At 68.9% G+C, this 23,617-nt stretch carries 20 protein-coding genes and 1 pseudogene; 5 read left to right on the top strand and 16 right to left on the bottom strand.

Annotated elements, in window-relative coordinates; all coding sequences use genetic code 11:
* The 11 genes and pseudogenes from HMPREF0058_RS12695 to HMPREF0058_RS06410 all read right to left on the bottom strand — a co-directional run.
* A pseudogene (locus HMPREF0058_RS12695) lies at nt 1-186 on the bottom strand (C40 family peptidase); the annotation flags it as partial.
* 55 nt (nt 187-241) lie between these two features.
* On the bottom strand, nt 242-2,164 hold the full coding sequence (gene typA, locus HMPREF0058_RS06455) for a translational GTPase TypA (protein ID WP_006548942.1): 1,923 nt from the start codon (nt 2,162-2,164) through the stop codon (nt 242-244).
* Between the two features lie 175 nt (nt 2,165-2,339).
* A complete protein-coding gene (locus tag HMPREF0058_RS06450; RefSeq protein ID WP_006548941.1) occupies nt 2,340-3,113 on the bottom strand; it encodes a PH domain-containing protein in 774 nt (257 codons plus the stop codon).
* A gap of 119 nt (nt 3,114-3,232) precedes the next feature.
* Nucleotides 3,233-5,029 carry an ABC transporter family substrate-binding protein gene (locus tag HMPREF0058_RS06445; RefSeq protein WP_248597008.1) on the bottom strand — a complete coding sequence of 599 codons (1,797 nt, stop codon included), beginning with the start codon at nt 5,027-5,029 and terminating at the stop codon, nt 3,233-3,235.
* Nucleotides 5,030-5,193: 164 nt separating this feature from the next.
* Entirely contained in the window at nt 5,194-7,356 is a 2,163-nt protein-coding gene (locus tag HMPREF0058_RS06440) for a dipeptide ABC transporter ATP-binding protein (protein WP_006548938.1), read from the bottom strand.
* The gene (locus HMPREF0058_RS06435) at nt 7,353-8,276 is read right to left on the bottom strand and encodes an ABC transporter permease (protein ID WP_394373839.1); all 924 of its coding nucleotides are present in this window, start codon (nt 8,274-8,276) and stop codon (nt 7,353-7,355) included. The genes HMPREF0058_RS06440 and HMPREF0058_RS06435 overlap by 4 nt, the downstream gene beginning before the upstream one ends.
* A gap of 86 nt (nt 8,277-8,362) precedes the next feature.
* Nucleotides 8,363-9,322 (bottom strand): ABC transporter permease, encoded by a 960-nt coding sequence (locus HMPREF0058_RS06430; protein WP_006548936.1) that lies wholly within the window; start codon nt 9,320-9,322, stop codon nt 8,363-8,365.
* A 280-nt stretch (nt 9,323-9,602) separates the two neighbouring features.
* Nucleotides 9,603-10,730 (bottom strand): LLM class flavin-dependent oxidoreductase, encoded by a 1,128-nt coding sequence (locus HMPREF0058_RS06425; RefSeq protein ID WP_006548935.1) that lies wholly within the window; start codon nt 10,728-10,730, stop codon nt 9,603-9,605.
* A 149-nt stretch (nt 10,731-10,879) separates the two neighbouring features.
* The gene (locus tag HMPREF0058_RS06420) at nt 10,880-11,905 is read right to left on the bottom strand and encodes a bile acid:sodium symporter family protein (RefSeq protein WP_024034865.1); all 1,026 of its coding nucleotides are present in this window, start codon (nt 11,903-11,905) and stop codon (nt 10,880-10,882) included.
* A gap of 73 nt (nt 11,906-11,978) precedes the next feature.
* Nucleotides 11,979-12,587, bottom strand: coding sequence for a biotin transporter BioY (locus HMPREF0058_RS06415; protein WP_006548933.1), 609 nt, complete (start codon nt 12,585-12,587; stop codon nt 11,979-11,981).
* Nucleotides 12,588-12,732: 145 nt separating this feature from the next.
* A complete protein-coding gene (locus HMPREF0058_RS06410) occupies nt 12,733-13,719 on the bottom strand; it encodes an alpha/beta fold hydrolase (protein ID WP_006548932.1) in 987 nt (328 codons plus the stop codon).
* Between the two features lie 414 nt (nt 13,720-14,133).
* On the opposite strand from HMPREF0058_RS06410, the gene HMPREF0058_RS06405 reads away from it, so the two are divergent.
* Both HMPREF0058_RS06405 and HMPREF0058_RS06400 read left to right on the top strand, forming a co-directional pair.
* Nucleotides 14,134-15,321 (top strand): hypothetical protein, encoded by a 1,188-nt coding sequence (locus tag HMPREF0058_RS06405; RefSeq protein WP_006548931.1) that lies wholly within the window; start codon nt 14,134-14,136, stop codon nt 15,319-15,321.
* 55 nt (nt 15,322-15,376) lie between these two features.
* Nucleotides 15,377-15,925, top strand: a complete 549-nt coding sequence (locus HMPREF0058_RS06400; RefSeq protein WP_006548930.1) for an NUDIX hydrolase — start codon at nt 15,377-15,379, stop codon at nt 15,923-15,925.
* A 9-nt stretch (nt 15,926-15,934) separates the two neighbouring features.
* Here the strand turns inward: HMPREF0058_RS06400 and HMPREF0058_RS06395 are convergent, their stop codons facing one another.
* Nucleotides 15,935-16,918 (bottom strand): VOC family protein, encoded by a 984-nt coding sequence (locus tag HMPREF0058_RS06395; RefSeq protein WP_006548929.1) that lies wholly within the window; start codon nt 16,916-16,918, stop codon nt 15,935-15,937.
* 138 nt (nt 16,919-17,056) lie between these two features.
* Nucleotides 17,057-18,010 carry a patatin-like phospholipase family protein gene (locus tag HMPREF0058_RS06390; RefSeq protein ID WP_040319743.1) on the bottom strand — a complete coding sequence of 318 codons (954 nt, stop codon included), beginning with the start codon at nt 18,008-18,010 and terminating at the stop codon, nt 17,057-17,059.
* A gap of 51 nt (nt 18,011-18,061) precedes the next feature.
* On the opposite strand from HMPREF0058_RS06390, the gene HMPREF0058_RS06385 reads away from it, so the two are divergent.
* Nucleotides 18,062-19,195, top strand: a complete 1,134-nt coding sequence (locus tag HMPREF0058_RS06385) for an NADH:flavin oxidoreductase/NADH oxidase (RefSeq protein ID WP_006548927.1) — start codon at nt 18,062-18,064, stop codon at nt 19,193-19,195.
* A gap of 70 nt (nt 19,196-19,265) precedes the next feature.
* Here HMPREF0058_RS06385 and HMPREF0058_RS06380 read toward each other — a convergent pair whose 3' ends face one another.
* Both HMPREF0058_RS06380 and HMPREF0058_RS06375 read right to left on the bottom strand, forming a co-directional pair.
* Nucleotides 19,266-19,703: a YchJ family protein gene (locus HMPREF0058_RS06380; RefSeq protein WP_006548926.1), complete on the bottom strand. Its 438-nt coding sequence runs from the start codon at nt 19,701-19,703 to the stop codon at nt 19,266-19,268.
* Nucleotides 19,700-21,112: a M18 family aminopeptidase gene (locus HMPREF0058_RS06375; protein WP_006548925.1), complete on the bottom strand. Its 1,413-nt coding sequence runs from the start codon at nt 21,110-21,112 to the stop codon at nt 19,700-19,702. The genes HMPREF0058_RS06380 and HMPREF0058_RS06375 overlap by 4 nt, the downstream gene beginning before the upstream one ends.
* Nucleotides 21,113-21,175: 63 nt before the next feature.
* Between HMPREF0058_RS06375 and HMPREF0058_RS06370 the strand changes: the two genes are divergently transcribed.
* Complete coding sequence (locus HMPREF0058_RS06370) at nt 21,176-21,838, top strand: HAD-IA family hydrolase (protein WP_006548924.1); 663 nt, start codon at nt 21,176-21,178, stop codon at nt 21,836-21,838.
* A gap of 123 nt (nt 21,839-21,961) precedes the next feature.
* Nucleotides 21,962-22,558, top strand: a complete 597-nt coding sequence (locus tag HMPREF0058_RS06365) for a GtrA family protein (protein ID WP_006548923.1) — start codon at nt 21,962-21,964, stop codon at nt 22,556-22,558.
* A gap of 57 nt (nt 22,559-22,615) precedes the next feature.
* On the opposite strand, the gene HMPREF0058_RS06360 is transcribed toward HMPREF0058_RS06365, so the two are convergent.
* Nucleotides 22,616-23,341, bottom strand: a complete 726-nt coding sequence (locus HMPREF0058_RS06360; protein WP_006548922.1) for an aminoacyl-tRNA hydrolase — start codon at nt 23,339-23,341, stop codon at nt 22,616-22,618.
* Between the last annotated feature and the right edge of the window lie 276 nt (nt 23,342-23,617).

Raw genomic sequence — 23,617 nt, 5'->3', positions numbered from 1 at the left:
TTCCTGCGCTCGCGCCGGTTCCTCGCTCGCCAGCGCAGTCTCAGCGGGTTCGGCCGCCTCGGCCGGCGTCGCGGCCTGGGCCAGGCTCGCAGCCTCAGCCAGGCTCGACGCCTGGGCCGGGGTAGCGACCTCGGCCGGGGCGTCCGGGCTGTCAGGAGCCGCCGCAGGCGGCTTGGCGTCGCTCATACAGGTTCTCCTGGGCGTGAGATCCGGCAGCAGCCGGGGAGGGAGAGGGCAGGGATCAGGCCTGGCCACGACGGCGGCGCGCAGCCTCCTTGAAGCGCTCCTGGGAGTCCAGGATCACCTTACGGATGCGCACGGCCTCGGGCGTGACCTCCACGCACTCGTCCTCGGCGGCGAACTCCAGCGCCTCCTCCAGGGTGAGATGACGCGGGGGCACGAGTCCCTCGAAGGAGTCAGCCGTCGAGGAGCGCATGTTGGTCTGCTGCTTCTCACGCACGACGTTGACGTCCATGTCCTCGTTGCGGGGGTTCTCACCCACCACCTGGCCCTCGTAGGTCTCCTGGGTGGGATCAACGAAGAAGGTGCCGCGGTCCTGCAACCGGATGAGGGCGTAGGCCGTGACGGCGCCGGCGCGGTCAGAGACCAGGGAGCCGGTGGTGCGCGAGACGATCTGGCCGGCCCAGGGCTCGTAACCCTCGGCGATGGAGGAGGCGATACCGGTGCCGCGGGTCTCGGTGAGGAACTGGGTGCGCAGACCGATCGTGCCGCGGGCCGGGATGAGGAACTCCATGCGGATCCATCCCGTGCCGTGGTTGGTCATGGTCTCCATACGCCCCTTGCGGGCCGCCATGAGCTGGGTGACCGCGCCCAGGTACTCCTCGGGCACGTCGATCGTCATGCGCTCAACCGGCTCGCACTTGACGCCGTCGATGGTCTTGGTGACGACCTTGGGCTTGCCCACCGTCAGCTCGAAGCCCTCGCGACGCATCTGCTCGACCAGGATGGCCAGCGCCAGCTCGCCGCGGCCCTGGACCTCCCAGGCGTCGGGGCGGTCGGTGGGCAGGACGCGCAGGGACACGTTGCCGATGAGCTCGCGGTCCAGGCGGTCCTTGACCTGGCGGGCGGTGACCTTGGCGCCCTTGGTGCGTCCGGCCATCGGCGAGGTGTTGATGCCGATGGTCATGGAGATCGCCGGGTCGTCGACCTTGATCAGCGGCAGCGGACGCGGGTCCTCGGGGTCCACGAGGGACTCACCGATCGTGATGTCCTCGATGCCGGCGATCGCGACGATGTCACCGGCGTGGGCCTCGGTGGCAGGCTTGCGCTCCAGGCCCTCGGTCACCAGCAGCTCGGAGACGTGGGCGGAGCGGATCGTGCCGTCGTGGCGGGCCCAGCCGACGTTCTGCCCCTTGCGCAGGGTGCCGTTGTGGATGCGCAGCAGGGCCAGACGGCCGAGGAAGGGCGAGGCGTCGAGGTTGGTCACGTGCGCCTGCAGGGGGGCGTCCTCGTCGTAGGAGGGGCCGGGGATGCGGTTGATGATCGTGCGGAAGAGTGGCTCGAGGTTCTCGTTGGCCGGCAGCTCGCCGTCGGCGGGCTGGACCGTGTCCGCGCGCCGCGCCTTGGCCGAGGCGTAGATGACCGGGACGTCGAGGACGGCGTCCAGGTCGATGTCAGGGTGCTCGTCCGCCAGGTCGGAGGCCAGCGCCAGCAGCAGGTCCGTGGTCTCGGAGACGACCTCGCTGATACGCGAGTCAGGCCGGTCCACCTTGTTGACCACGATGATGACGGGCAGGTTGGCAGCCAGCGCCTTGCGCAGGACGAAGCGGGTCTGGGGCAGCGGCCCCTCGGAGGCGTCCACGAGGAGGACGACGCCATCGACCATGGACAGCCCGCGCTCCACCTCACCGCCGAAGTCGGCGTGGCCAGGGGTGTCGATGACGTTGATGACGATGCCCTCGGGGACGCCGGCCTCAGCCGCAGCAGGACCCGCGTAGTGGACCGCGGTGTTCTTGGCGAGGATGGTGATGCCCTTCTCGCGCTCCAGCTCGCCAGAGTCCATGACGCGCTCACCGGTGTTCTCAGCGGTGGCGCGGGCGCCGAAGGCGCCCGCCTCCCACAGCATCGCGTCGACGAGGGTGGTCTTGCCGTGGTCGACGTGGGCGACGATGGCGACGTTGCGCAGGTCCTGGCGCACGGTCATAAGCGGGCTCTTCTTCCGTCCGGGAGGCGCGCCCACCAGGTAGAACGACGGCGGAGGGGTCCGTCGTCGCCGGGCGCACAGCAGACCAAGGGTAGGTAAGACCCGGCGGTGTGTGCCATGACGGGGATGACACGCAGGCTGTGCGCCCCCTCACGCCGAGCGCCCGCGGCTCCCGCTACAGGAAGGAGACCACGATGAGTGCCAGGCAGACGGCAAGGACCGCCACAGGCGCCCAGTTCACCACGCTGACCAGGCCCTGGCCGCCCGAGCCCGCGGGCGAGCCCGTCTGCTCGCTGGATCCGCGCCCCGCCTCGCCGTCGGCACGCTCGGCCGGTCCGCGCCCCGATGAGCGCGCCAGGCGCTCCTGACGGCGTCGTTCATGGGAGCGGACCCGCTCGTGAACGGCGCGCCGGTCCGCGTAGGCCTCGATCAGGTCCCCTGCGCCGTCGGCGTCCAGGCTCGTGCGGAAGACTCCCTCGCCGGGGCTCAGGTACTCCTCGCGTACCCCTCGGTGCGTCAGAGCCTCGGCGACGGCGCTGCCACCCACCCCGCGGCCAGTGTGCATCTCACGCTCGCGCAGCTCCTGCCGGCGTCGCCAGGAGGTCGCCAGGCCGCCCGCTCTCTGGGCCGCCGCTGCCGTCACAGCGCTTCCGTCACGCAGCATGATGACCAGGGACCAGCGGGTCGAGCAGTGGGCGACCTGCGTCCAGGGGACCACGTGGGTCCTCCAGGCGTTGCGCACCCGCAGGTGCTCGTCGCTGAGCGTGATCGCCGGCGCCCACCACAGCGCCCAGACCGCGACACCGGCCAGGCCGCCCCAGCCGAGCACCGGGACCAGACCGGCCACGCCGTCGGAGCGCAGGACCATGCCGAGGACGGCAGCGGCTCCCAGCGCGAGCACGACCGAGCCGACGCGACCAAGCAGGGAACGGATGATGACGGTAGGCACCCGCCCATCCTGCCTTGAGCGGGCCGACGGCGCGACCTACCACCCGCTCCCAGCACGAGTGTGGCCCCGCACCGGTGGGTGCGGGGCCACAGTCAGCGACTCAGGCAGTCATGCCGAGCTCAGTCCTTCATGTAACCGATGTTCTCGGCACGGTAGGAGGCCAGGCCCTTGGCACCGAAGTTCGCGAGGTTCTTCGGCACGGCGGTCAGCTCCATGCGCTCGTAGATCGGGAAGTTCATGACGTTCTCCCAGATGAGGGCGTCGCACTCGTTGGTGAGCTTGTAGCGCTCCTCCTGGTCGGCCGTGGTGGCGACCTTCTGGATGTACTCGTCGATCTCGGGGACCGAGATACCGGAGTAGTTCTGGTTCGAGCCGGTGCCGTAGATCTGGCCGATGTTGGCCATCGGGTACTGGGTGCCCTGCCAGGTGAAGGCGGTGAGCTCAAAGTTGCCGGTGTTGATGTAGTCCTTGAAGTAGCCGTTGGAGTCCACGGAGTTCAGCTTGATCTCCATGCCGATCTCCTTGACCTGGGACTGCAGCAGCGTGGCCTCGTTCTCCGTGGTCGGGGTGCCAGCAGGCAGGGTGAAGGAGACGGACAGGCGCTGGCCGTCCTTCTCACGGATACCGTCGCTGCCCTCGACCCAGCCAGCGTCGTCGAGCAGCTTCTTGGCGGCCTCGACGTCGTAGCTCCAGTCGCCAGAGTTGTCCTGGTAGCCCGCCTGGTTAGGCATGAAGAAGCGGTTGCCCAGCAGCACCTTGGAGGTGTCCACCGGCAGGCCGGCGAGGTCGGACTCGGCGATGGCCTGGCGGTTGCAGGCGCGCAGCAGGGCCTGACGCACGGCCTTATCGGCCAGGACGCCGGTAGAGCCGTTGAGGGTGAAGTGACGCCACTGCAGACCGTAGTTCTGGCGGACCTCGGCGTCCTCGCGACCGATGCACTGCTGGTAGACGTCAGCAGAGATGATGTAGTCGATGACGTCCAGCGTCTTGTTGGCGAAGGCGGTGGCCTGAGCCGCAGCGTCCAGGACACGGAAGGTGACCTTCTCCAGCAGCGGCTTCTCGCCCCACCACTTGTCATTGGGGACCAGGGTGACGACCTGCTGGGACTTGTCGAAGCTCTCGATCTTGAAGGGGCCAGCGAAGTAGTCGTTGTTGAAGTTGTCCTCACCCGCCATCGCGTTGTTGAAGGCGTCAGCGGTGGACATGAGCTCCTTGGGGGAGACTCCGGAGGCGACGTTGCTCCAGTCCGGGAAGACGGACTTGAAGGTGATCTTGGCGGTGAGGTTGTCGACGATCTCGACGCTCTCGATCTGGTCGTAACCGTCAGTGGAGGCCCACAGGTACTCCTCGTCCAGGCCGTGGGACAGGGACTCCTTGATGTCCTCCGAGTCCCAGCTGCGACCGTTGCCCCAAACCGCCTTCTCGTTGACAGCCATGGTGACGACGGTCTTGCCGTTCTCCTCGGTGCCCTCGAGCTTGGTGAGGAAGTCGGGGTTCGGGGTCGGGGAGCCGTCGTCCGCCCAGTCCAGGACGAAGGGGCTGACGAAGTCCATGATGTTACGGGTGTCCACACCGTTGCCGTCGACCGTGGCCTGGTTCCAGTTAGCGATCGTGGCCGTCAGGGAGAGCTTCAGCTCACCACCCTCCTTCAGGGCGGAGCGCTCCTGAATGTTCATGGCCTTGGTAGCTTCCTGGGCGCCCTCGGAGGCCGAGCCGGAGCCAGAGCCCGAGTCACTGGACTTGGCGCAGGCCGCGAGGGCCGCCATGGCTGCCACGGAGGCGGTGCCACCGAGGAAGAGGCGGCGGTTGATCATCATCATGGGGATCTCCGTTTCAAAGGACGGGTGGGAAGGCAGGTAACCGTGAGGCGCACCCGCCATCACAATGAAGCAAACCATACGAATGTTTCCCGCCATGCAACAGACGTTTGCAGAATCGTCACCAACCCGAAACATGCTCGACGCACCAGGGAGCGTTCGTACAGAGCCCGAACAAGTGAGAGTCTATACATTGAGACGCATAGACTCTCACTTGTCTTAGATGATGAGACACGAGCGTCGGAACGCTCGGCACCCCGGGGTCAGAACACCGCCGTCTGCTCCGGGTAGTAGCAGGCGACCTCGTGATCCTGTCCCTGGGGAGCGAATCCCGGCATCTCCCCCAGACAGGCCAGACGCTGGTCCTCACTGAGAACGCTGGCGAACTTGGGGCAGCGCGTGCGGAAGCGGCAGCCACTGGGAGGGTTGGCCGGGCTGGGCATGTCACCCTGAAGCAGGATCCGGCTGCGCGTGCGCTCCTTCGCAGGGTCCGGGATCGGGATCGCCGAGAGCAGAGCCTGGGTGTAGGGGTGAGCAGGAGCGTCGAAGATCGCGTCCACGTCACCGACCTCGACGATCTTGCCCAGGTACATCACGGCCACGCGGTCAGCGATGTGACGCACCACAGACAGGTCGTGAGCGACAAAGAGGTAGCTCAACCCCATCGTCGCACGCAGCTCGTCCAGCAGGTTGATGACACCAGCCTGGATGGACACGTCCAGCGCCGAGACCGGCTCGTCCAGGACGAGCAGCTTGGGCTGGAGAGCGAGCGCGCGGGCAATACCGATGCGCTGGCGCTGACCACCGGAGAAGTTACGCGGGTAGCGGTTGGCGTGGCTGGGCTCCAGGCCCACCAGGCCCATGAGCTCCTCAACGCGCGGGGCGATGTCCTCCTTCTTCCACCCGTTGGCGCACAAGGGCTCGGCCAGGATGTCGAAGATCGGCAGACGCGGGTCAAGCGAGGCCATCGGGTCCTGGAAGACGATCTGCAGGTCCTGGCGCACCTCCTTGCGCTGGGAACGGCTCAGCTCACCGGTGTCCTTGCCCAGCACGACGATCTTGCCGGACTGGGGAGCATGGAGACCCAGGACCTCCATCAGCGTCGTCGTCTTGCCGCAGCCGGACTCACCCACGATCGCCAGGGTCTCACCCTCGCGGATGTCGAAGGAGACGCCGTCGACGGCGTGGACCGTGCCCACGCGCCGCTTGAAGACCGCACCCTTCATGAGAGGGAATTCCTTGACCATGTCGGTCACCCGCAGCACCTCGGTGCGCTCGGCGTGCGGGAGGTTGAGGGAGTCAGGTGTCTTGAGAGAAGGCACCGGGTAGATGTCGGTGTAGTCGAGGCTCTTCTCCTCGATGACCGGGAACCGCCGGCATGCGGAGTACTGCGGGCCAGCAGCCTGGTCCCCGGAGGCGTCCGTGGATCCCTGCCGCACCAGCGCCAGGTCCGGCTCGCCCTCGCGGCACTCCGGGGCCACCATGGGGCAGCGCGGAGCGAAGGGGCACCCGGTCGGTAGCTCCAGCAGAGAGGGCGGGTTGCCCTCCAGGGTCGCCAGGGCGGAGTCCTTCTTGGCGTCCAGCCGAGGCAGCGAGCCCAGCAGCCCGATGGTGTAGGGCATGCGTGAGCGGTAGAAGATGTCATCGACGTCGCCGGTCTCGACGATCCGTCCGGCATACATGACCGAGACGCGGTCGGCCATCCCGGCCACGACGCCCAGGTCGTGGGTGATCATGATGACACCGGCGCCGGTCTCCTTCTGGGCGGTGCGCAGCACGTCAAGGATCTGCGCCTGGATCGTCACGTCCAGGGCCGTGGTCGGCTCGTCGGCGATGATGAGGTCCGGGTTGTTGGCGATGGCGATGGCGATGACCGCGCGCTGGCGCATACCACCGGAGAACTCGTGCGGGTAGGCCTTGGCGCGTACGTCGGCGTTGGGGATACCCACCAGGTCGAGCAGCTCGACGGCGCGAGCCTGGGCGTCAGCCTCGGACAGGCCCGGGTTGTGGACCTTGAGGGCCTCAACGATCTGGTTGCCCACGGTGTAGACCGGTGTCAGCGCGGACAACGGGTCCTGGAAGACCATCGAGACCTGCGTGCCGCGGATCTTGGACATGTAGGCGTCGTCGCGCCCCAGCAGCTCGGTGCCGTGCAGCTTGACCGAGCCGGAGATCTGCGCGGACTCATCCAGCAGCCCCATGACGGCGGTCGAGGTGACGGACTTGCCGGACCCGGACTCACCCACGAGCGCCAGCACCTCACCACGTGCGACGGAGAGGTTGACCCCACGCACCGCGTTGACGCGGCCGTCCTCGGAGGGGAAGGACACGTGGAGGTCGGTGACCTCCAGGAGCGGAGCCGGCGAGGCCGGGTCAGGCAGGGCGTCGGAATCGAAGACGGGAGCGTTCTTGCTGGAGCGGCTCATGCCTTGCCTCCGGACTTAGACGAGGGATCGATAGCGTCGCGCAGGCCGTCACCCATGAAGTTCACGCACACGAGCATGATGACCAGGACGGCAGCCGGCGCCAGGAAGATCCAGGGATAGGTCGTGGCCGAGCGCTGTCCCTCGGCGATCAGCGTGCCCAGCGAGGTGTTGGGAGCCTGGACCCCGAAGCCGAAGTAGGACAGCGTCGTCTCGCTGATGACCGCGTAGGCGACGTTGACGGTGGCGTCCACGATGAGCAGCGAGGCGATGTTCGGGATGATGTGGCGCAGGATGATCCGCGAGCTGGGAACGTTCATGAAGCGCGCGGCGTTGACGTAGTCCAGGTCCTTCACGCTCAGCGTCAGGGAGCGGACCACGCGGGCGGTCAGCATCCAGCCGAAGCCAGCCAGCAGGATGATGAACAGGGCGATGGAGCCCTTCGCGGCTCCGGCACGCTGGGACAGGATGGCGATGATGAGGAAGGAGGGCACGACCAGCAGCAGGTCGGTGAACCACAGTGCGACCTTCTCCCACCAACCGCCGAAGTAGGCGGCCGAGGAGCCGATGAGCGCGGCGATCGAGGTCTGGAGCAGCGCCACGCACACACCGATCATCATCGACTTGCGCGTGCCCTCCACCACCATGGCGAAGACGTCACGGCCACCCTGGGTGGTGCCGAACCAGTGCTCCGAGCTCGGCGGGGAGAGGAATGCGGAGGTGTCGACGTCGATGTAGGCCCACTTGCCGATGTAGCTGCCGAAGATCGCGAACAGCGCCACCAGGATGAAGCCGATGGCACCAGCCACTGCCGACTTGTTGCGCAGGAAGCGGCGCAGCGTGATCTGACCGCGCGTCAGGCGCTTGGACTCCGCCGGGTTGGTCTCACGCAGGTCACCAGCCTCAGACTCGCTGACCGGCATGTCCGCAGGCTGGTCCATGGGCGAGTGCCCACCGACGGTCATCTGCTTGCCGATGGAGTCCATGCCGTTGTGGTTGCTTGCCATGTTCAGCTCACCCTCACTCGGGGGTCGACGACTGCGACGAAGACATCCGACAGCAACGCACCGGTCAGGGTGCACAGGCCGGAGAAGGCGACGACCGCGACAGCTCCGTTGATGTCGTAGCCGGCGATGGAGTTAACCGAGTACTCACCCATACCGTGCCAGCCGTAGACGCGCTCGGTGATCGCGGCCCCAGTGAACAGCCCGGCCAGGGCGAACGCGAAGTAGGTGGCCATCGGGATCAGCGCGGTGCGCAGCGCGTGACGGGTCACGGCCTTGCGCTTGATCAGGCCCTTGGCACGAGCGGTGCGCACGTAGTCAGCGCCCAGCGTGTCCAGCATGAGGTTGCGCTGGTAGCGCGAGTAGGAGGCCAGTCCTCCCAGGGACATCGACAAGGTCGGCAGCACCAGGTGCTGCAAACGCCCGGCGAATCCGCTTCCCTCACCGGTGAACTCGAAGATCTGGTAGCCGGTGGAGCGGTTGATCTGCACCGCGAGCACCTGCAGGAGGATGGCGATGACCATAGCCGGGGTCGAGATGATGATCATCGCGAACAGCGAGACCGCACGGTCAGAGAACTTGTACTGGCGGGTGGCCGTCCAGGCGCCCAGCGCCACGCCACCGGTCATACCAATGGCCGCACCGGCGAAGACCAGTCGGATCGAGGCGCCGATCTTGGTACTGATCAGGCCGTTGACCGACTCACCCTTGGGAGTCACTCCCCAGTCCCAGGAGGTGACGATCGAGTGGAGCCAGGTGACGTACCTGTCCCACACCGGGATCTCAGAGCTGATGTTGTACTCGATCAGGTTGGCCCGGATGGCGTCCCAGTTGAGGGTGGGGTCCTCGCGGTTCCAGTTGTTGATCGGGTCCAGTGACGCGGAGGCCAGGATGTAGGCCAGCGAGGTCGCGAGGAACAGCAGGAGTGCGTAGTTCGCGATTCTGCGCGCAAGGTAGGGGAGCATGTGGTCTTCTCTTCCGGAGGACCGAACGGCTTCCGCCACGTCTGGGTGGGCCCCGTCCGGTTACGGACATCTCCGCTCCTGCACAGGTCCCACGATGTGAGATCTAACAGGTCGGACCGTCACACGATACCCGGAACTTGAAACCTGTTGTGCATGAACGGCGTGGCGCAGCCCACTCTATGTGGGCACGGCGTCATCATGACCGCGAACTTCACTCATATGTGGCGCCAATCGCGCGGCACCTGACCGCCACACAGTGAGACGGCACGACACCCGCCGCCTACGAGCGAGGAGCCGAGGCCTGCCAGGCCTGTCCCAGCAGCTCGTAGGAGCGTCGCCTCGCCGCCGCGTCATGGGCGTAGGTGACCACGAAGATCTCCTCCAGGCCCCAGCGGTTAGCCAGGTCGCGCAGGCCGTCCACCACTTCCTCGGGCGTGCCAACGTAGGACAGCCCCATCGCCTGCTCCACCGCCGCCTCGCGGCCGCTGGCCAGCTCCTGCCAGGCCTGGTGGTCCATGCTCGGCGGGTCCAGCGGCGCCGGGCACCCCCCGATGATGCGGGCGGAGGCAGCCATCGCCGTGGTGAACAGGTCCTCCGCCTCGGCGTGGGTGGGAGCCACCATGACGTTGACCGATGCCCCGGCGCGAGGTGCCGCCATCTGCGAGGTCGGGGCCTCGGCGTCGAAGACGGAGCGATAGGTCACGACGGCCGGCTCAGCCTGAGCCGGAGCGAAGTGGGAGGCGACGGCGAAGGGCAACCCCAGCGTGCCGGCCACACGGGCCCCATTGACCGAGGACCCGAGGATCCACGGCTCCACCTCAACCCCCTCGCCGGGGATCGCGCGCACATGCGCCGGACGCGAGCCCTCATCCTGCTGGCTGGGCGCCGTCGCCTGCGAAGCGGGCTGGGCCTGCGGGACGAAGTTGGCAAGCGACCCGGGCACCACCGCGACGTCCTGGGCCGGCCCGAGGTAGGACAGGGTCTCCAGCACCTCCTCGGCGAAGCTGCGCGGGTCGGCCGCACGGCGGCGCAGGGCGGTGGCGGTCAGCGGGTCCGTACCCGGGGCACGGCCCAGGCCCAGGGCGACCCGGCCGGGGTAGAGGGTCGCCAGGGTCCCGATCTGCTCGGCCACGACGAGAGGGGCGTGATTGGGCAGCATGACGCCCCCAGAACCGACCTTGATCCGCGTGGTCGAGGCCAGTACCTGGCCCATGAGGACGGTGGTGGCCGAGGCCAGGAAGGTGATGGAGCCGTGGTGCTCCGCCAGCCAGTACCGGTGGTAACCGTGGTCCTCAGCGGTACGAGCCAGGGCGATCATCTCCTGCAGGGCGTCACGTCGGGTGCGACCTGCGGAAACAGGGACGAGGTCCAGCACCGACAGCACGGGAGAAGACACTGTGTCAGGCATGGCGTCAGCCTAGGTGCGCCGAGGCGGTTTCGGTCTGGGACCGCTCTCCTACGACTCACACATGGCGCCCTCAGCGGGGACCATGAAGGGGCCGCAGGCCCGATCACGGGACCTACGACCCCTTCCGCAGTGAGGTCAGCTCCGGCGCCTCAGTGCTCGACGACGGCGCGAGTGGCCGGGTTCTTGTCACGGTGGCGGTAGTACAGCGCCAGCACGGCACCAGACAGGTTGTGCCACACCGAGAACACCGCACCAGGCAGGGCGGTCTCCGGGGTCGAGGCGAAGTGGGCCGCAGCCAGAGTGGCGGCAAGCCCGGAGTTCTGCATCCCGACCTCGATCGAGGTAGTGCGCGCGGTGCGCTCCTTGCCGCCGCCCAGACGGCCGGCGAAGTAGCCCAGCAGGTAGCCAAGCAGGTTGTGGCACACCACGACCCCCAGGACGATCAGACCGGCCGAGGCGATCTTGGAGGCCGAGTTGGACACCACGGCCATGACCACGTAGCAGATGCCGAGCACGGAGACCCACGGAAGCACCGGCAGGATCTTGGCCACGAGAGAGCCGAAGAGGCTGCGCACCACCAGGCCGCCGATGACGGGAACGAGCACCATCTTGACGATGGACAGGGCCATCGCTCCGGCGTCGACCGGCATGTACTCCCCAGCCAGCCACTGGGTGAGGATCGGGGTCATGATCGGCGCGATGAGCGTGGAGATCGAGGTCATCGTCACCGACAGCGCGACGTCGGCACGCGAGAGGTAGGAGATGACGTTGGAGGAGGTCCCGCCCGGGGCACAGCCCACGAGGATGACGCCAACGGCCACCGCCTCAGGCAGCTGGAAGGCCCAGGTCAGGGCGACCGCCAGGCCCGGCATGATGACGTACTGGGCGACCACGCCGATGAGCACCGGCAGAGGACGCTTGGCCACGAGCGCGAAGTCCGGCAGCGTGAGGGTCAGGCCCATGCCGAACATGATGACGCCGAGGGCGATGTTGGTGCCCTGCGCCAACGGCTTGAAGGTGTCCGGCGCCAGCATCGCCACCGCGAAAGAGGCCAGGACCAGCAGCGGAAAGACGGTGACGGCGCGGCGCGCCGAGCGGTCCTCGTTACTGGCGCTACTGCGTGGGGCAGCAGGAGCGGGCTGAGATGAGGTTACGGGTTCGACTGGGGAGGTCATGGCTCTACCCTCACACGTGGTTCCGCGATGCGGACAATAAATCTCACGATCTGACCAGTGGGGCGGGCCACTGTCAGGCGCGACGAAGAGGAAGCAGCCCCGCCACGACGGACTTGAGCACGTCCCCCAGGACGAAGGGCGTCACTCCCATCGAGAAGGCCGCACCCCAGGCGGCGCCGGTGGCCGCCTTGAGCCAGATCACGCCGGGCACGTAGACCAGCGCCGAGGCCACGAGCAGGAGGGCGATACGCCGGCCGAGCACACCCGCCCGGCAGGACAAGCCGGCCCCCGCGCCCTGGCCGAGGCCCGCACGCGCCGCCTTCCCAGCGACGACGACGGCCAGTGCGTAGCCCAAGACGTAACCGAAGGAGGCGGTCACGCCGCTGCCCCAGCCAGCCAGCACCGGCACACCGAGGCAGGCGGCCAGCGCGAAGACGGCGACCGAGGCCAGTCCTCGACGCGCGCCGAGCACGCCGCCAACCCCCATGACCGCCAGGGTGCCCAGCGTCACCGGCACCGGAGTGAAGGGCAGCGGCAAGGATACCTGGCCGATGAGGGCAATGGCTGCGGTGCCAGCCAGGACCAGCCCGGCCTCCACCAGGGCCGTACGCACCCAGCTGCGGGACCGCGCCTGGTCAGAAGCTGCCGTCAGTGACTGTAAGGAAGACTGGTTCGTCGTCATGACACAACCGTAAGGGAGCCGATGCGTGGTCGTTCCACAGGAACAGACCGAGCAAGCAGAGCCATCCTTGTGGGATCACACAAATCTCACCTTTTCGGCCGATCCTCGCCACGCTTCCCTGCGACCGCTTCTCAACGCCGTCGCCTCATACCCGCTGGCCGATCCAGCGCATGAGGTCCGCCGTGACCTCCTCGCGGTTGACCTCGTTGAGCAGCTCATGGCGCGCCCCGGGATACAAGCGCAGGGTCACGTCTCGCACACCCGCACGCCGCAGATCGGTAGCCACCTGGCGCACGCCCCGCCCCATGCCACCGACGGGATCCTGGTCACCTGAGATGACAAGCACCGGCAGGTCCTTGGGAACAGCCGCGAAGGCCTGGGGACGGTTGACCTCCATCGCACCGTGGGTCAGGTCCCGGTAGAAGGCGGCGGTGCAGCGCTGGCCGCTCAGCGGGTCAGCGATATAGCGGTCAACCTCCACCTCATCCCGGCTGAGCCAGTCATAGTCGGTCCTCACCGGGGCAAAGGGCTTGTTGTTCGCCGCGAAGGCCTGCTTCTCCAGCAGGGCTGAGGGGTGACGCGGCCCGGACAGGCGCGCCTCGGCCTGCGCCAGGCGCATCCCGATCGGGCCAAGCAGCCCGGGGCTAGCCATCGTGCCCATGGCGATCAGGCCCGCGAGCCGGGATTGCTCACCCTGAGAGGCAACCCAGCCACGCACGAGCATCGAGCCCCAGGAGTGGCCGAAGAGAATAACCGGAGCCTCGGGCCAGGCGGCGTCGATCGCCTCGCGCACTGCGCTGAGGTCGCTCAGGACAAGCTCCCACCCCTCGACGTCGTGCGTATGACCGCGCTCGTCGGCCGAGGCGATCGTGCCGCCGTGCCCACGGTGGTCATCGGCAACGATCACGTAGCCGGCCTGGGTGGCCTGGGTCGCGAAGCGCTCGTACCGGGCCGAGTGCTCGGCCATGCCGTGAGCCAGCTGAATCACCGCACGCGGCTGGTCGGTGGCGGCCGGGGACGCGCCGGCCTGGCCGGTCGACGAGGCAAAGGGGATCACGCCCTCGGGCAGCCAGGCACGGACGAACAGTTGCTTGCCGTCACGCGCCACCAGGTAGGTCGTCTCGGTCCTCATAGCCGCCTCCGTGCCTCGGCATCGATTCCACGTCGCTGTTGTGACTGTCCGCTCAGCCACATGCTGCCACGCTCAGCCCCGCCAGGCCCGCAGATCCACCCGCACTCACGCCGGCCCCAGGATTTCTCTCCCCTCCACCGACCACCAGTGTCTCCACCGACCACCAGTGTCTCCACCGACCACCTATGCCTCCACCGACCACCGAATATGCGTAAATCCCGTGGTCCGGGGTGGTTCTGGCGGTCGGTCGCACTTTGCATGGTCGGTCGTGGCGTGTGCGGTCGACCGTCAGATAGTCGGTCACACTTTGCGTGGTCAGTCGCACTCTGCACGGTCGGTCGCGGCATGCGTGGTCGGTCGCTAGGTCGCCACCGCAGCCCCTCCCCCTTGATCCAACGGCGTACGGTGGCTGCCGTGCCCGAGGTCGCCCGTTCCTGCCCGCAGGGCCCGCACCCGGGCCCAGCCCCTGCCCAGGAGCCGCCCCTCCCGCCTCACCAGGCATCGACCAAGCCTCAAGCCAGCGGCCACAACTCCGTCGAAACCGGAGCCCTGCTCGGCAACGGCAAGCAGGCGCTGAGCCTGGTCGCCTGCGCCCTGCGCGACGCCGGCGTCCATACCGTGCTGGCCCCGCGCTACAGCTGCGAGACGATGCTGACCCCCTTTGAGCTGGAGGGGATGCACCTGCGCCTGGTCGAGGTCGGGGACGACCTCCTGCTCGACCCCACCGAGCTCGCCCACGCATTGGACCAGGAACCTGGGGCCGCGGTCCTCCACTGCGAGACCTACGGCGCACAGGCCAGCCCCTCCCTCACCCGTCTCCTGCGTCAGGCACGCCGCGCGGGCAGCCCCGTCATCCTCGACGCCACCCACTCGCTCCTGGAACGCCCTGAACTGCTCGCCACCTCCCCAGCCCTGCCTGCCGGCCCGTGGCAGGTGGCGCTGGCGAGCACCCGCAAGCTCCTGCCCGTTCCCGACGGCGCAGTCCTGGCATGGTGCGACGGCCCTGCGAACGCTGGCCTGCACCAGCTGGCCCGCACTGCCACTGGCCGCGGCGCCGACGTCACGATCGCGTCCTTGGGCCAGCAGCTGTTCTCAGCCCAGACAAGACTCGCCAGAACACTGGCGTCCCGCACCGTCCTCGATACCGGAGCCTCGGCGCACCTGTCACCACAGGCTCAACAGGGGCGCCTGGAGGTCTGCCGCCTGGCCGAGGCCCACGAGGAGGCCATCGAGCGCGCCATGGAGCCCCGCGCCGCGAGCGCGCTGACGCGCCGAGTCCTGGCCGGCGCAGGCTCATATGTCGAGCGGCGTGGCTGCAGCGCCACTCTGCGCCATGCTTTGGCCCAGCTCCTTCAGGCACGTCCCGACCACCTTCAGCTCCTGCCCTCACCGAGCGCCGGATGCGTGGCCCTGCGTGGGCAGGCCGACGCCGTCGACCGGCTACGCACCGCCCTGTCCGAGGCAGCACTGTGGGGTCCGGTGACCTGGGACCGGCCGGAGGGCAGGCTCGATCCTCGCCCCTGGCCCGCCGTCGTCACCCTGCCTACCGACCAGAGTGAACGCACTGGCGAGATCCTCGCCCTCGTCCGAGCCTGCCTCTAAGGCTGGCGATCCTCGGCACCCCGTGCCGAGACCCCGTGGCGCGTACCGTGACGCCATGGCCATCCACACCTTCACCCTGGTCCCCGCCGCCTACGTCTTCCTGCTTCGCACCGGCGAGCACGGCCAGCCCGAGGTCCTTCTCCAGCTGCGCCGCAATACCGGCTACATGGACGGCTACTGGGCCTGCGGGGTGGCCGGGCACGTCGAGGCCGCAGAGAGCGTGCTGTCCACGGCGGTACGTGAGGCGGCCGAGGAGATCGGTATCACGGTCAACCCTGCCGAACTACGGCCGCTGACCGCGATGCACCGCTCCAATGACGTCGCCGGGGCAGCGCTGGAGCAGCGGGTGGACTTCTTCTTCACCCTACAGCGCTGGTCCGGCCAGCCCCAGGTACGTGAGAGCGAGAAGAACGCCGGACTGTCTTGGTGGCCCCTGGAGTCCCTGCCTGAGAAGGTCCCACCTCATGAGCGGGCAGTCCTCAGCCTCCTCGCCTCCGAGCTCGACGGCGGGGCGCGGGTCCCGGCCGTCACGGTCTTCGGCTTCGATGGCGAGGAGATCGACCGCTATGTCACGGCCCGTGACCACGGACCGGCACGCGGCTGAGGGCCGCCCTCACCCCACCTGCAGCCGCAGCTCGTTGCCCCAGGGGTCGCCGACGAGCAGGCGGTCAGCACCCGCGTCCTGACGAACCTTCACGCCACGGGAGGCCAGCCTCTCGCGTGTGTCCGTGAGGTCGCTTGCCTGAGGCAGGAGGATGTCGACGACGCCGAGGCCCAGCGCCGGGGCACGCAGCCCCGCCCCCTTGGTCCCCCACACGTTCATCGCCATGTGGTGGTGGTAGCCGCCGGCGGCGACGAAGAGGGCGCTGCCCATGTCACTGGTGACGTCGAAGCCGAGGACGTCGACGTAGAAGCGGCGTGCGGTCTCCACGTCACCGACCTGGAGGTGCACGTGCCCCACCTGCCCGGCCACGGCCAGGGCATCGTCCGCGCTGACCTCGCGGTCGCGCGGAGCAGCCGTGATCGCGCGGGCAGCATCCAGCTCCCGCTGGGTCCCGGACACGCCCAGGTGGGTCAGGAGGAACTCGTTGGGGTCGATGTACGAGGTCCCCATGGTCACTCCCTGGGACCCCCACTGCCAGGTTGAGCGCGGCCGGTCGTAGTACAGCTCAACGCCGTTGCCCTCGGGGTCGTGGAAGTAGAAGGCCTGGGAGACGAGGTGGTCCCCGGGCCCCTCAAAAGCCTCCGGGTGACGCACCCACATGCGGGTCAGGGACCGGGCGAGCTCACGCGGGGAGTCAAAGACGATGGCGGTGTGGAACAGTCCGGCGCTGCCCGGCGCCGCCGGCCGCAGATGGGGAGCGTCCACGAGCACGACGACGACGCGCTCACCGAGCCCGAGCACCGTGCGCCCCGGTTTAGTGGCCAGCGGGCTCAGCCCCACGCCACGCACGTAGAAGTCCTCCAGCGCACGGCGGTTAGCGGTCCGCAGCTCCACCGCGCCCATGCGCGTGGCCTGCGCGAGGCGGTCCGCCTCTGGCCGCTGCGCACGAGTCGCCAAGTCGGTGCGGTGCGCGACGTCAAGCAGCGGTGTCATGGTGGCCACAGGAGAAGCCGCGACAGTCGGCTGTGCCGACGCCACTGCGGCGGCAACGGGGTGGCGAGCATCGGACATAAGAACCTCCCTAGTTCGTTGATTATTCAACTAAACTGAAGGCTCCGATCTTCCGAGGCCTCAGTCACATCCCAGGAAGCCCAGGATTCGCGGCAGCTCCGCGCGCGCCTGGACCAGCCCCGCCTCATAGGCCGAGACCACCCGGTCATAGCGCAGCTCGCCGTTCTCCACTGGCATGCGCGTGGGCTGATACAGGTAGACCCGCCCCTCACGGCGCCCCTGCTCCAGCTCATCCATGGTGCGGTTGTAGTGCGCCGGGCGATCGATGATGGCCTCGGCCACGGCCGGATAGCGGCGGAACAGGCGCCGGAAGGCACCGGGGCGCTTCTCCTCGGGCTTGCGGTAGCCCGCTGGCCGGGTCGAGACCACGAGCATGCGCTCGTAGCTATCAGCCGCCGCAGCGTCCGTGGCAAAGCCCCCGGTGGGCCCTAGGGCGCCGTCGAGGTAGGGCACACCGTCAATGAAGACGGTCGGCATGAGTACCGGCATGGACGAGGAGGCCTGGCACCGGATCGTCAGCGCCTCCAGGCTCGGCATGTCCTCAGCACCCCAGTAGACCTCCTCCCCGGTGTCACAGCGGAAGGAGCCGATGCGCACCTGGCTGGTCGAGGCGGCAAAGGCCAGCAGGTCAAAGGGGATGGACTCCTCCGGCCTCGCGGTGTGCTGGTAGATGTGCTCGGAGTTGAAGTAGCCCTGGCGCCTGGCAAAGCTGCCCCACCCGCCCGCTTGCGGGTCGGTGGTCAGGCGGACAAAGGCCTCACGCGTGCGCCACAGGTCGCGGGAAACCATGTTGACGGTGTTGGTTGACCCCGCGGAGATCCCACCCACCCAGGGGAAGGCGAGTCCCGCCTCCAGCATGACCTGGACCAGCGCCGCGGTGTAGACCCCGCGCATGCCACCACCCTCGAAGACCAGGGCTACGTCCTCCACCTGCCGGGTCACAGGCGCAGGCGCGTGGCCGGGCTGGCCGAAGGGAACAGGACGGGCAGGAACAGACCAGGGTTGTGAGCACATCGCCCTCAGCGTATCGAGGTGCCCTGCCGGCGCCACTGACGCTCACGTAGCGTGAACGCCATGAGTGCACCGCTCCTGCTGACCCCCCTGCCCCTGCGCCACCGGCAGGCCCGCAACCGCCTGGTCCTGCCGCCGATGTGCATGTACTGCGTCGACAGTGGCGACGGCGTCCCCACCGACTTCCACGTCCTGCACTACGGCACGCGCGCCGCCGGCGGCTTCGGCACGGTCATCGTTGAGGCGACGGCCGTGGCCGCCAACGGCCGCTTGTCCCCTGCCGACCTCGGCCTGTGGGAGGACTCGCAGGTCCCCGCCCACCGCAGGGTCGTGGACGCGATCCACGCCGGCGGCGCGCTGGCCGGGGTCCAGCTCGGTCACGGCGGCCGCAAGGCTGGCACGCCCCCGTGGCGCCCTGCCGCAGACGGCACCGCTACCGGCCGCACCACCACACTAGAGGGATGGGACCTCGTGGCACCCAGTGCCGAGGCCTACCCCGGCCACGCCACACCACGTGAGATGAGCGAGGAGGAGATCCGCCAGACGATCGCCGACTTCGCCTCAGCCGCCCGCCGGGCCGTCGAGGCCGGGTATGACCTCGTCGAGCTGCACGGCGCCCACGGCTACCTCATCCACCAGTTCCTCTCGCCCCTGTCCAACCACCGTACCGACGCCTACGGCGGCTCGCCCGAGGGACGCCGTCGGCTGGCCCTGGAGGCTGTGGCCGCAGTGCGCGAGGCAGTAGGACCAGACACGGTCGTCGGCATCCGCCTGTCCGCCACGGACTGGGCCGAAGGCGGCCTGACCAGCGCGGACACGGCTGAGCTCGCGCACCAGCTCGTGGCCCAGGGCGCCGACGTCCTGCACATCTCCACCTCGGGCAACGTCCCAGCCCGCTTCCCGATCGGCCCGGGGTACCAGGTGCGTTTTGCCGCCGAGGTCAAGCAGGCCGTCGCAGGGATGACGACGCCGGGTGGCGGCGAGCCCGTCGTCATCGCCGTCGGGCTCATCGAGAACGGCCCCCAGGCCGAGCAGGTGCTCATAACCGGCCAGGCCGACGCCGTCGCCGTGGGCCGCTACGCGCTCCGTGACCCCTACGCCCCGTTGCGCTGGGCCCACGAGCTCGGCGTCACCGAGTGGGACAAGGCCGGCTTCCCGCTGCCCTACTGGCGCGGAACATGGCGCTGACCGGCGTCTGAGGACGCTGAGTCAAGGACGTGGGCGGGCAGAGGTCTTTTCCTCTGCCCGCCCACGTCGTTCACAGCGCCTGGCCGTCGACGTAGAACCAGCGCCCGGCACGCTTGCGGAAGGTCGAGCGCTCGCGCATCTGGTCCGCCACCACCCGGCCGTTGAGGTCTGAGGTGAGGAAGTGGGCCGTGAAGGTCACGCGGGCCTCCTCGCCGTCGGCCGCCTCGCTCCCACCACCGTGGACCTCCTCGACCTCCAGTCCGGTCCACCGCGTGCCCGGATGGCAGTAGGGACCCTCGGGCCGGGTGCGCGGCCACCAGGAGCGGAAGAGATGGTCCTCGTCCCCCAGGGCGAAAGCGGTGTAGCGCGATCGCATCAGCGCCTCGGCGCTCGCCACGGCCCCGCCGTCGAGCAGAGCCTGGCAGCAGTTCCCGAAGGTCTTCCCGCTCCCGCAGGGGCAGGGATCGCTCGCCCCGGCCCCGGCGCGCAGCACAGGCTCGGGGCTCACGCCTGGTCCCCGACCCAGTAGGCACGGATCGCCTGGGCCATCCAGGGGCCGTCCTCGACGCCGCACATCTCACGCAGGGAGTGCATGGACAGCAGCGGCTGGCCGATGTCCACCGTGGTCACGCCCAGGCGCGCAGCCGTGATCGGGCCGATGGTCGTGCCGCAGGCCACGGCGTTGTTGGACACGAAGCTCTGCGAGGGCACACCCGCAGCACGGCAGGCCCGCTCCCACACGGTCACGCCCACGGCGTCGGTGGCGTAGCGCTGACGCGCGTTGATCTTGGTCAGGGGCCCGCGGTTAAGCAGGGGCTGGACCACCGGGTCGTGCAGCTGGGCGTACTCGGGGTGGACCGAGTGCCCGGCGTCCGCGCTCACGCACACCGAGCGGGCCAGGAGTGCCTGACTCGCGTCCCCCTCAAAGCCCATGGCACCGGCCAGACGCCCCAGCACCTGCTCCAGGAAGGGGCCGCCGGCCCCCGAGCGGGACTCCGAGCCCACCTCCTCGTGGTCATTGGCCACGAAGACGATCGCGTCGCGCGCGCTCGCAGCGTCCCAGGAGGTCCCGTCCCCGGCCGCCAGAGCCTCCAGGGCCACCAGGCCCGCGCTGACCGAGGAGAGGTTGTCCAGGCGCGAGGAGGCGAGGAACTCCCCGTGCCTGCCGAAGCGGGCGGGAGCCTCGGTGGGGAAGGTGAGGACGTCGTGGAAGGCAAGGTCGGCCGGGTCGATGCCGGCCAGCTCGCACAGGTACTCCTCGACCGCGCCGCGCTCGCCGCGCGAGGCGGCATCGTCATGGCGCGTGGCTAAGTGGGCAGGGGCGGGGCCACTGACGCTCGTGGGCGCGCCTGCGGCGTCGTCCAGGAGGGTCCACAGCGGCAGGAGGTTGGCCTGCGGGTTGAGGTGGAGGGAGTCATTGACCCCACGGTCCAGGTGCGGAGCCACCTGGGCCACACGAGCAACCGGCCCGGTGCGCACCAGGTGCACCTCGCCGTCGCGGGTGACCAGGCGACCAGCCAGACCCAGCTCACGATCGAGGAAGGAGTTGAGGAGCGGGCCGCCGTAGACCTCGGCGTTGATGAGCTGGAAGCCGTGACTGGTGGCGGCCGCGGTGGGCTTGAGCTTGAGCGCAGGTGAGTCCGTGTGGGCACCCAGGATCCGCAGGCCGGTGTGCTGGCCAGGTGAGTCCGGCAGCATCCAGGCAATGATGGCGCCGTCACGCAGGACGTAGCCACGCGTGGGGACCTCGTTCCAGGTGCGCTTCTCATCGACCTGGCTGAAGCCGACGGCGTCCAGGCGCGCGCCGGCCGTGGCGACGGCGTGGTAGGAGGTCGGCGAGGAGACGACGAGGTCGGCGAGCGAGGCCGCGTAGGCGTCGACGTCATGCAGGGTCTGGCTGTAGGTGTGCGCTGACATGCCCTCAGTGTGGCACCGGTGCGTGACAGGACGGTGTCGCCGGGCCCAGGGCATGATCGGGCCATGAGCACTCCCGCCTCCCCCGCCCCGCTTCCTCCTGCCTCGACGACGACGGTCCGCGCCGTCCTGCTCGACGCCGACGGCGTCCTGCAGCTCATCGGCACCCCGTGGCACCAGGCGCTGACTGAGGCTGCCGGACCGGAGTTCTGCGAGGCCCTTCTGCGTGAGGAGGTCTGCGCGCTGGAGGGTAGGGAGAGCCTCATGGAGGTTCTCACTCGCCTGGTCCGGCGCCTGCACCTGTCCCCCACGCCCGAGGAGCTGGCCACCCTGTGGTGGCAGGCAACCCCTGACCCGGTGGCCCGCGATCTGGTCACGCGGCTGCGCCAGGCGGGCTACCTCACGGTGCTGGCCACCAACCAGCAGCGCGAGCGGATGGAGTGGATGCGCACTCACCTGCACTATGACGGCCTGTGCGACCTGGACGCCTACTCCTGCACCCTGGGGGTAGCCAAGCCAGACCCGCGCTACTTCACCACCGTGCTGGAGCGGGCCGGGGTGGCCGCGCACGAGGCCCTGTTCGTCGATGACAATGCCGAGAACATCGCCTCCGCAGCCTCCCTGGGCATCCACACCCTGCACCACCGCGCTGACGCCGGCGGGGAGGTGCTGTGGGCCGGGGTCAGCCAGGAGCTGCAGCGCTCTCAGCGAGCCGCTGGCGAAGACTGAGACCACCCTCCTCCTTCAGGAGGAGGACCGCCCGTGCGAAGTCTCATCCTTGAGGCCTTGTGAGGGCCCCGGCCAAGAGGACAGACTCGTGCCTGACAGACAGCACAATCCCCCTCAGGAGGCGTGGTGAAGCAGGAGACCGTTCAGGTGACCGCACCGTCCTCCTCACGGCAGCGTCTGGCGGAGCGGCTCAATGACCCCTCCCGCCGCGCCCCTCAGGTCTTCCTACGCATCATCAGCCGGATCCACCGCCTGCTGCCCGTCTTCATGCGCAGGATCATTCCGGTGACCTTCGTGGGGTACGCGCTCATCAACGGCTCAGCCTTCATCCTGGACGTCTCCATCCTGTGGATGACCTACGAGCATCTGCACCTGTTCTACCCGCTGGCCGTCACCATCGGCTACGCCGTGGCCGGGGCCTACTCGCTGCTGCTCAACCGGTGGCTGAACTTCCAGGCGCACGGGCACCTGGCGGCCCAGGGGTCGCGCTACCTGGTAGGACTGGCCAGCCAGTACGTCATCTTCATCCTCGGCCTGTCCAGCCTGTTGCACTGGCTGGGGGTCAACGCCGAGCTCGCACGCTTTGTCTCAGCCTGCTGCGAGGGCGTCTACCTCTACGTCCTCATGCGCCTATGGGTCTTCCGGGGCACGCCCGAGCCTGTGGAGGACAGGGGCACGGCCCACACGGGGCAGCCGGCCACCGTCAAGGTCGTCGCCTGAGCCGCTGACCTCAGTGCTCTGGGAACCGGGCACCCTGGCTCGACCTTCCTCCCGCGCTCACCACCAGGCGCGCGTCGTCTCCGTCGGACCGTCAAGCTCCGTCAGGCCCGCGTCCACGATGTTGACCGGGCGAGACGCCCCCTCCCAGACCGATCGGGAAGGAAAGTCGACGCGCACACGGAAGCCGTCCTGCGCCCACGCCTGACGCAGGCGAGCAGGCATCTCGGGGCTGAGCCAGGCCAGCTGGGCAGCGTGAGCGACCTGGGCGCACAGCTTGCCGCTCGTCATCTCCTCCAGGGGCGTGACCTCAACCGTGACCAGCGCGTCCTGACTGGAGGAGCCAGGACCGAGCGCGATGACGTCCTCGATCCGCACCTGCGCTTCGCGCTGCAGGGCCGCCGTCACGGCCGCAGGCGCCGCGGGCAGCTCGTCGCCGTGCGGGAAGTGGGTGCCCTCAACCTGGGCCTTGGCCAGCGCCGTCGGCAGGGGACGTACCGGCGCCGGGACGAAGGCACGCGCACAGGCCTGCCCCCAGCCACGCGGACCGTCCTGTCTCACGGTGACGCCTGGTAGGCCCTGGACCTCGTCCCAGCGCGCCCCGCGAGCGCGCCGCACCAGCTTGCGAATGCGCCCGTCCTGCCAGTAGCTCACGGCCTCGTGCCACGGCCCGCCCTCCGAGGCCTCAGGGGAGGCCAGGAGGGCAACGACGGCGCGGGCGGTGGCCTCGGCGACGTCGACACGCCGGGGTGGGTGAACCTTGTCGTAGCGCACCGCGATCTGCATACCCCACGGCACGCTGGGATCAGCCGGAGCGTCGCCCTGCGCCACGAGGGGAGACAGGGGCGCAGGACAGGAAGGTAAGGATCCACGGGCACGCACGACCCGACCGTACCGCGGAGCAGACCTCATACCCGACTCACAAGAAGCGTCGCTAACGTGGTGCTATGACCGATGGACCTTTCCAGCCACCGTCGCCCGTTCCAGGCCCGCAGCCGAGCGAGCCGCCCATCCAGGGCACGCCGGCACCCGCCCCCGCTGACCCCTATGCTCGCCCGGCTG

The sequence above is a fragment of the Actinomyces urogenitalis DSM 15434 genome (genome assembly GCF_000159035.1).
GTDB lineage: Bacteria > Actinomycetota > Actinomycetes > Actinomycetales > Actinomycetaceae > Actinomyces > Actinomyces urogenitalis.
This window is presented reverse-complemented; position numbering and strand designations above follow the sequence as displayed.

Excerpts from the sequence above, each read along its gene's own strand:
- HMPREF0058_RS06360 (WP_006548922.1), bottom strand. The coding sequence starts at position 23,341 with ATGCAGATCGCGGTGCGCTACGACAAGGTTCACCCACCCCGGCGTGTC.
- HMPREF0058_RS06430 (WP_006548936.1), bottom strand. The coding sequence starts at position 9,322 with ATGCTCCCCTACCTTGCGCGCAGAATCGCGAACTACGCACTCCTGCTG.
- HMPREF0058_RS06445 (WP_248597008.1), bottom strand. The coding sequence starts at position 5,029 with ATGGCGGGAAACATTCGTATGGTTTGCTTCATTGTGATGGCGGGTGCG.
- HMPREF0058_RS06375 (WP_006548925.1), bottom strand. The coding sequence starts at position 21,112 with ATGTCAGCGCACACCTACAGCCAGACCCTGCATGACGTCGACGCCTAC.
- HMPREF0058_RS06440 (WP_006548938.1), bottom strand. The coding sequence starts at position 7,356 with ATGAGCCGCTCCAGCAAGAACGCTCCCGTCTTCGATTCCGACGCCCTG.
- HMPREF0058_RS06395 (WP_006548929.1), bottom strand. The coding sequence starts at position 16,918 with ATGACACCGCTGCTTGACGTCGCGCACCGCACCGACTTGGCGACTCGT.
- typA (WP_006548942.1), bottom strand. The coding sequence starts at position 2,164 with ATGACCGTGCGCCAGGACCTGCGCAACGTCGCCATCGTCGCCCACGTC.
- HMPREF0058_RS06370 (WP_006548924.1), top strand. The coding sequence starts at position 21,176 with ATGAGCACTCCCGCCTCCCCCGCCCCGCTTCCTCCTGCCTCGACGACG.
- HMPREF0058_RS06425 (WP_006548935.1), bottom strand. The coding sequence starts at position 10,730 with ATGCCTGACACAGTGTCTTCTCCCGTGCTGTCGGTGCTGGACCTCGTC.
- HMPREF0058_RS06410 (WP_006548932.1), bottom strand. The coding sequence starts at position 13,719 with ATGAGGACCGAGACGACCTACCTGGTGGCGCGTGACGGCAAGCAACTG.
- HMPREF0058_RS06400 (WP_006548930.1), top strand. The coding sequence starts at position 15,377 with ATGGCCATCCACACCTTCACCCTGGTCCCCGCCGCCTACGTCTTCCTG.
- HMPREF0058_RS06415 (WP_006548933.1), bottom strand. The coding sequence starts at position 12,587 with ATGACGACGAACCAGTCTTCCTTACAGTCACTGACGGCAGCTTCTGAC.
- HMPREF0058_RS06420 (WP_024034865.1), bottom strand. The coding sequence starts at position 11,905 with ATGACCTCCCCAGTCGAACCCGTAACCTCATCTCAGCCCGCTCCTGCT.
- HMPREF0058_RS06435 (WP_394373839.1), bottom strand. The coding sequence starts at position 8,276 with ATGCCGGTCAGCGAGTCTGAGGCTGGTGACCTGCGTGAGACCAACCCG.
- HMPREF0058_RS06390 (WP_040319743.1), bottom strand. The coding sequence starts at position 18,010 with ATGTGCTCACAACCCTGGTCTGTTCCTGCCCGTCCTGTTCCCTTCGGC.